7 protein-coding genes are annotated in these 6,781 nt (G+C 61.8%); 3 read left to right on the top strand and 4 right to left on the bottom strand.

The genetic code is table 11. The annotated features are described in order from the left end of the window. Both WB528_RS18820 and WB528_RS18825 read right to left on the bottom strand, forming a co-directional pair. Positions 1–2,852 (bottom strand): helicase-related protein (locus tag WB528_RS18820; protein ID WP_423889904.1); only part of this gene is annotated, 2,852 nt, incomplete at its 3' end. Positions 2,853–3,381: 529 nt separating this feature from the next. Beyond that, a complete protein-coding gene (locus WB528_RS18825; RefSeq protein ID WP_423889908.1) occupies positions 3,382–4,152 on the bottom strand; it encodes a DUF3108 domain-containing protein in 771 nt (256 codons plus the stop codon). Between the two features lie 615 nt (positions 4,153–4,767). Between WB528_RS18825 and rpmB the strand changes: the two genes are divergently transcribed. Then, positions 4,768–5,073 carry a 50S ribosomal protein L28 gene (gene rpmB / locus WB528_RS18830; RefSeq protein WP_423889909.1) on the top strand — a complete coding sequence of 102 codons (306 nt, stop codon included), beginning with the start codon at positions 4,768–4,770 and terminating at the stop codon, positions 5,071–5,073. Between the two features lie 114 nt (positions 5,074–5,187). Here the strand turns inward: rpmB and WB528_RS18835 are convergent, their stop codons facing one another. Continuing rightward, a complete protein-coding gene (locus WB528_RS18835) occupies positions 5,188–5,436 on the bottom strand; it encodes a hypothetical protein (RefSeq protein WP_423889905.1) in 249 nt (82 codons plus the stop codon). A gap of 206 nt (positions 5,437–5,642) precedes the next feature. Between WB528_RS18835 and WB528_RS18840 the strand changes: the two genes are divergently transcribed. Together WB528_RS18840 and WB528_RS18845 are read left to right on the top strand one after the other, a co-directional pair. Next, positions 5,643–6,296, top strand: coding sequence for a sensor histidine kinase (locus WB528_RS18840; protein WP_423889906.1), 654 nt, complete (start codon positions 5,643–5,645; stop codon positions 6,294–6,296). Between the two features lie 35 nt (positions 6,297–6,331). Then, positions 6,332–6,583: a hypothetical protein gene (locus tag WB528_RS18845; protein WP_423889907.1), complete on the top strand. Its 252-nt coding sequence runs from the start codon at positions 6,332–6,334 to the stop codon at positions 6,581–6,583. Between the two features lie 69 nt (positions 6,584–6,652). On the opposite strand, the gene WB528_RS18850 is transcribed toward WB528_RS18845, so the two are convergent. Continuing rightward, the coding region (locus WB528_RS18850) for an ATP-binding protein (RefSeq protein WP_423889910.1) at positions 6,653–6,781 on the bottom strand (129 nt) is incomplete at its 5' end.

Here is a 6,781-nt window from a genome sequence, read left to right on the forward strand (position 1 = left end):
ACTTCACCCGCAGGCGCTTCAGACGTCACTTCAGAAGAAGTCTGCTCCGCCGGCGCTTCCGCGGCGGGCTCGGCGACAATCTCCGAGGCCATCTCGGTTTCCGGCTTCGCTTCGACGACAACGGGCGCACTTTCGACCACCGGCTCATCGGAGGCCGGTTCGGATGCGAACGCGACATTGGGCAGCAGAGTCGCCGACGATGTGACGACTTCCTCAACCTCAACGGCTCGCGATGCCTCGACGGCTTCGCGTGTGGCCACCGCGTCGCCGGCAACCGCTTCCGCAGTATTCTCTGTGGTCACTTCCGAAACGGATTCTGTCGCCGCCTCGCTCACGCCCTCGGTCGCAGGCACCGCTTCGACGACAACCGGCTTCGGCGGTAACGGCGGACGGCGCTCCATGCGGTAGCCGAGCGCGCGCAGGATCGAGGCGAAATCCTCGCCCGCCGAACCCGTGAGCGACGTCATCGCCTGCGTCACCACAAAGCTGCGGCCGTCGAACGCGCCGGCTGGCCTTTCGCCGGGCGAGGTTTCACGCCATGCGAGCGCGGGGCGAATAAGATCAGCGAGCCGCTCCAGGATATCGACACGCACCGCGCGTTCGCCGCACTGGCGATAGCCGAGCACGCGATAGGCATCGCGCGGCAACGTCTTGTCGACCGGAAAAGAGGTGCGGCCCGAGGCCGCCAGATGCTGCGCGCCCGATAGCGCCGACATGTCGGTATTGGCTTGCTTCATCGCCCATAGCAGCAAGGCCAGCGCACGTGCTGCCGGCTTGAGCAGCGCGGGGACGTAGATGTGATAGGCGCCGAAGCGCACGCCGTATTTGCGCAGGCTCGCCCGCGACGGCTGATCGAGATCCTTCATCTCGGCAGCGACCCTGGATCGCTCGAGCACGCCCATGGCCTCGATCAGCTGGAAGGCAATGCCGCGTCCGATGCCGGTGATGTCCTCGGCCTTGCTCAACTCGAACAGCGGTCCGAGCAGCTTTTCGATATGGGTCTTCAGCCACAGATCGAGCCGCGCCTGTACCGCCTCGCGCGGCGCGCCGGTCAGCCGCTCGTCGGCGATGATGCGAATCCGCGGATGCAAGGCATCGTCGGCCGCCATCAGCCGGCCGACCGCGTCGCCGGTCCAGCGGATGGTTCCTTCCGAGGTCAGCACGAACTGATCGTCGGGTGCGGCGGAAAGCTTATCGGCGCGCGCATCGATTTCGCCGGCCAGCGCCTTTTGCGCGGTAGCCTGCAACGCCTTCGCTTCAGAGCCGGCTTCCGCCGCATCAGGCGCAAACGTGAATCCGTCCAGACGGCCGATCACATGGCCTTCTACGATCACTTCGCCGGTCTTGCCGATTTCCGTATTCAACATCGCGTTTTCCCGCAGGCGGCGCATCAATACACTGGTACGGCGATCAACGAAACGCTCTGTGAGCCGTTCATGCAGCGCATCGGACAATTTATTTTCAACTTCGCGGGCAATTCCCTGCCAATGCTCGGGATCGGCCAGCCAGTCCGGACGGTTGGCAACGAATGTCCAGGTGCGGATTTGTGCAATCCGGCCCGATAACGTGTCGATATCGCCGTCTGTCCGGTCCGCCTGATCGACCTGAGCGGCAAACCAGGCGTCCGGGATCCGTCCCTTTTGCATCAGGAATCCAAACAGGCTCGTGACAAGCTCGGCGTGCGCCGCCGGTGCGATCTTGCGGTAATCGGGGATCTGGCATGCATCCCACAGCCGCTCCACCGCCGCCGCCCCATGCGCCATGTCCCTGATGTCAGAATCGCGCGCGACGTGATCGAGCACGCGCAGGTCCTCCGCGATCGGCGCGCGGGTCAGCGCCTCATGGGTCGGGGTGAGCGCGAGCGACACCTGCAACGCGCCGAGCGAGGAAAAATCGAGCTTCGAGTTGCGCCATTGCAGCACCCGCACGCTTTCGAAAGTGTGGTTCTGCAACGCATTGACCAGTTCCGGCTCGAACGGCGCACAGCGGCCGGTGGTGCCAAAAGTACCGTCGCGGGTGGCGCGCCCCGCCCGGCCCGCGATCTGGGCAAATTCGGCAGGATTAAGACGGCGGAACTGATAGCCGTCATATTTGCGGTCGGACGCGAACGCGACATGGTCGACGTCGAGATTGAGGCCCATGCCGATCGCGTCGGTGGCGACGAGATAATCGACGTCACCGTTCTGGAACATCGCCACTTGCGCGTTTCGTGTGCGCGGGGAGAGCGAACCGAGCACCACCGCCGCACCGCCATGCTGGCGGCGGATCAATTCGGCAATGGCGTAGACCTCGTCTGCCGAGAAGGCGACGATCGCGGTGCGCCGCGGCTGGCGGGTGATCTTGCGGTCGCCGGCAAATTCAAGCTGCGACAGCCGCGGCCGCGTCACGATGTTGGCGGCGGGCAGCAGCCGTTCGATGATGCCGCGCATGGTCGCAGCCCCGAGCAGCAGCGTTTCGTCGCGGCCGCGCCGGTTGAGGATGCGATCGGTGAAGACATGCCCGCGTTCGAGATCGGCCGCGATCTGGATTTCATCGACCGCGAGAAACGAAACGTCGAGATCGCGCGGCATGGCTTCGACGGTGGAGACCCAAAACCGCGGCTTTGGCGGCTTGATCTTCTCTTCGCCGGTGATCAGCGCCACGGCCTCAGGCCCGGCGCGGTCGGCGATCTTGTTGTAAACCTCGCGCGCGAGCAGCCGCAGCGGCAGGCCGATCAGCCCCGACGAATGCGCCAGCATGCGCTCGATCGCGAGATGCGTCTTGCCTGTGTTGGTCGGCCCGAGCACCGCGGTGACGCCGGAGCCTGGAGCCCTTCCATTGGCAAGCGAAGGCGGAGGTGACGAAAGAGCCATGTTTTATTGGGTTTCTGCGCGTTTGGCGCGAGCGTTACGGCACCGCGACGGTTGAAATGTGTGCCACAATGCGACGCTTGTGAGGGCGGGATTTAAGTTTCGGAACGGGTACGGAACGAATCGCGCCCGAATCGCTGACTCCTGGGATCGTCCTGCTTCGTTCACCGCAACATATCGCGCAGATGGCCTTTCCCGGCACTAGATCAAGTTTGGCGCGCGCCTTCAAGCGACGGTTTGACGACGAAATTCTTTAATCACGCGACGGTCGCGAGTCGAATCAGAAGTGAGGAAGAGTCAACAGGGATTCGGTGTCCCCATCGTCGTCCCGGACAAGCGATTGAAACGAGCGCGATCCGGAACCATACCGCGTGATCTCTCGGTCAAGCAGAATGGCCGACGCTTGCCTCAACAATGAAGGCCTGTGGTTATGGGTCCCCGCGTGCCGCCTTCGCTAAAGCTTCGGCGCCCCACGAGCCCAGCGCCGGCGAAGCCTTGGCGCAGACGGGTCGCCGGGACGACGAGAGAAAAGTCAATTCGTCTTTGCCACGTGCGGCGGGGTGGCCGTGGTGATGAACTGCGTCGCCTCCAGCATCGCGGTGCCAAGTGGCGTCGGGATCACCATGCGGAACGGAACCAGGATGCGGGTTCCCAGCACCGGCGCAAACGCGATCTCCATGTTACGCGCGGCAGTCAGATATTTGATCACCGGGCGATCGGGGATGTAGCCCGCGACCGGCGAGAAGTAGATCGCGCAGACCACGACCGGACCGTGATAGCCCTTCTCCGCCTTCACGGTTTCCATGCGCTTGAAGTCGAGCTTCAGGTCGTAGCGCATCCGGCCATCGAAGACCGCAGCACTCGCGCGGCAGGCTTCCGGGCTGAGCGGATCGGCCGTGCCGGGCACGCGCAGCATCGATCCCGTCATCGGATCGAATACGCCCCTCTTGTGCGCTTCCGTTATCGGAATGCGATCGGGATCGACCGGCGGCTCGGGCTCGATCGCAAAATCCTTGATGGTGCCGTTGTTGAGCACCATGCGGATCGCCTCGGTCTTTTTCGACGTCGTGGTCGACGCACTGTAACTGCTCGAGACCAGCGCGCCGTTGACGACGCGCCCTTGCGAAGCGCCCGCCCCGGAGCCCGAGGCAAACGTTTTCAGGAGACCCGCGGTGCCGCCAACGGCGGAAGCGGAAAACTGGTCTTCCGATATCTCGATGTTCCAGGCGCCCCGGCCGACGGGAATGCCGGCGAGCGTCGCTTCATACTGCGCTTCTAACTTGCCTTGCGCGAAGGCAGGCATCGCGCCTATGCCGAAAACGAGCGCAAACCCGAACAGTACCGCCGATCTGAAGTCCCTGCACTGCAAGCGGCGGGCTTTCCTTAGGGACTTCAGATCGATAACCGGTACTGAAATCATTGAATTCCTAGTGCCCATGGCTTTCCGAAGTTCGCAAAAAGATGGTCGCTGCGGCGGAGTGCGAACTTCGGAAAGTGGGCACTAGCGCCGGGAGCAACCAACGGGCCCGCCGGGGCGGCGTCATACGCAGATCGGTCACGGGAGCCGCAAACCTCAAAACAGAGCAGGATGGTAGTTTCATTTAAACCAATAAAGCCGGCGAACAACGCCTTCACGCGCCCTTGGTTAGGTCAGAGGCAATCAGGTCAGGACTTGGCGCTGGCATGAAACCCTGAACCTCTGAGATATCAGCCCCCGAATACGCCGTTTATGTGATAACGAATGCGGCAAAAGGCCTTTCGGAACGGGCGTTTCCGGACTTTTGCAGCCTCCCCAACCTTGACGCCCTGCCGATCTGCCCCTATACGTCCGCGGTTCCCGAGATGGACGTGTTTTTGACCCTTGGCGCCGACCCGCATGACGCGGATGGAGGCCGGGATGGAAGAGGATTTTATCGCGATGTCGCGGCGCTGTGAACTGACGGCCAAGGGCCCGCAGGTGGGCCACAAGGTGAGCCACTCCAATATCAAGACCAAGCGGCGTTTCCTGCCGAACCTGTGCAACGTGACCTTCATTTCGGATGCACTCGGCCGCAACGTGCGCCTGCGCGTCTCGACCAATGCGATCAAGAGCGTCGACCACAATGGCGGGCTCGATGCCTTCCTCTTGAAGGCCCGCGCCGCCAACCTCTCGCCGCGCGCGCTCGATTTGAAGCGGGCGATCGAGAAGAAGGTCGGTACCGCGCCGGTCGCCAATGCGAGCTGAGGCTTTCGCGGATCCTCTACGGAATTTAAAACGGCCGGGTTGCAAAGACCCGGCCGTTTTGTTGTGGGATTTGTTTTTTTGCGGCTTGGCCGCGCGCTGGCAACGCCGCGCGAACTACTCGGCCGGCTCGTCCGGAGCCAAATCGTCCGAAGCCAGACCGTCTGGCAGCACCGAGAAGTCCTTGGACTTCGCGCCGTCGGCTACTTCCAAAAATCCTTCGGCGGCCATGCCGCGCTTGAGCAACTCCCGGATGGCCGCCGCCCTGCTCGGCATCCGCTTGGAAAAACGCCAAGTATCGACGATTCGCAATTCGTCGTGGGTGAGCATGATCTGGAGTCGTTCGCCTCGATTGAGCGGAGCCATCTGACCCCTCCGTAAAAAACTCACTCCTTGAACGCAAGTAACCCAAAATGAGTTCCTTACTATTTATACTCATTATCCGGCTTTTCAGCATTTGGCCAGTAAGACGATAAAGGGGTCCAATACGTCAATAACGCATTGATCTTATTATTGTTTTCTTGTTTTCCGGCCCGTTGAAGCGCACAGTCTTGCTTCACGGGAATGAAAACATGGCAATTTTGATCGAGCGTGGAGATGTCGGGCTGGCCGAAGCCGATCATCGGATAGCAAACAACCTCGGGAGCCTGAGCGGCGCCGTTCGCCTGCAACGCAACGCCATTTCGAGAAGCGGCAAGACCCTGACCGCGGACCAGGTGTGCCACCTGCTCGACGATATCAGCTCGCGCATCGAGGTGACCGCGAAACTCCACAAATCGCTGGCGCTGGCCGTCAACGGCGATGGCGTCAACCTCGGGAATTTCCTGCGGGACATCGCCGAGATGATTGGCACGCTCGGCCCGGACGGAAAGATGAACCTGACCGTCGAATGTTCCGGCGAAGGCTATATCCAGCCGCGTCATGCGCTTCACGCCGGGCTGATCACTGCCGAGCTTCTTACCAACGCAATCAAATATGCGCACCCCACCGGCTTGCCTGTGATCGTGCAGGTCCATTGCGAGACCAAGGACGACGGCTCGTTCCGGGTCGAAGTGGCGGATGACGGCGTCGGCTTTCCCGAGAATTTCGATCCAACGACCGATGGCGGGCTCGGCTTTCAGCTCATGCGGGCGCTCGCGAACGGGCTCAACGCAGAACTTGAATTTGAACACAGCTGTCTTGGTGTTTGCGCCCGGCTTGTGAAGCCCGCGCGTTTGGCATCGTAACCATGCAAATAAACGCAGCAACAAAGGAAACACACGTGGCGTCCATTCTGCCGTTTATCCGAAAGACCGGCACCGTCTTTGACGATCGCATGACCAGGATCATGGGTGAGGCATTCGACAGCGCCTGCAAGGAGCTTCACGATAGCGGGCAGCCGCCCATCGTCTACGATGTCATCGCCAAGCGTATTATCGATGCGGTGAGGGATGGCGAGCGCGACGTGATGCGTTTACGCAATGTGGGACTGGCTGCGATCAGGATCGAAGACGACGACAAACAGGCGCGTTAAGCGGCTTCGGACCTCCGCGTTTTGATTGTCAGCCGCGAGTGACAGCGGATGGGCTCGCAGAAGTGTCGATCACCGCAGCGGCATCCGAAACGTGAAACGCGTCTCCTCCGCTGTAGATGCGACCGTAGGCGTGCCGTCGTGGGCTTCGGCGATCTGGGAGGCGATATACAAACCGAGACCCAGCCCTTGAAGGCTGGC

It is taken from the genome of Bradyrhizobium sp., assembly GCF_049586575.1.
Classification (GTDB): Bacteria; Pseudomonadota; Alphaproteobacteria; order Rhizobiales; family Xanthobacteraceae; genus Bradyrhizobium.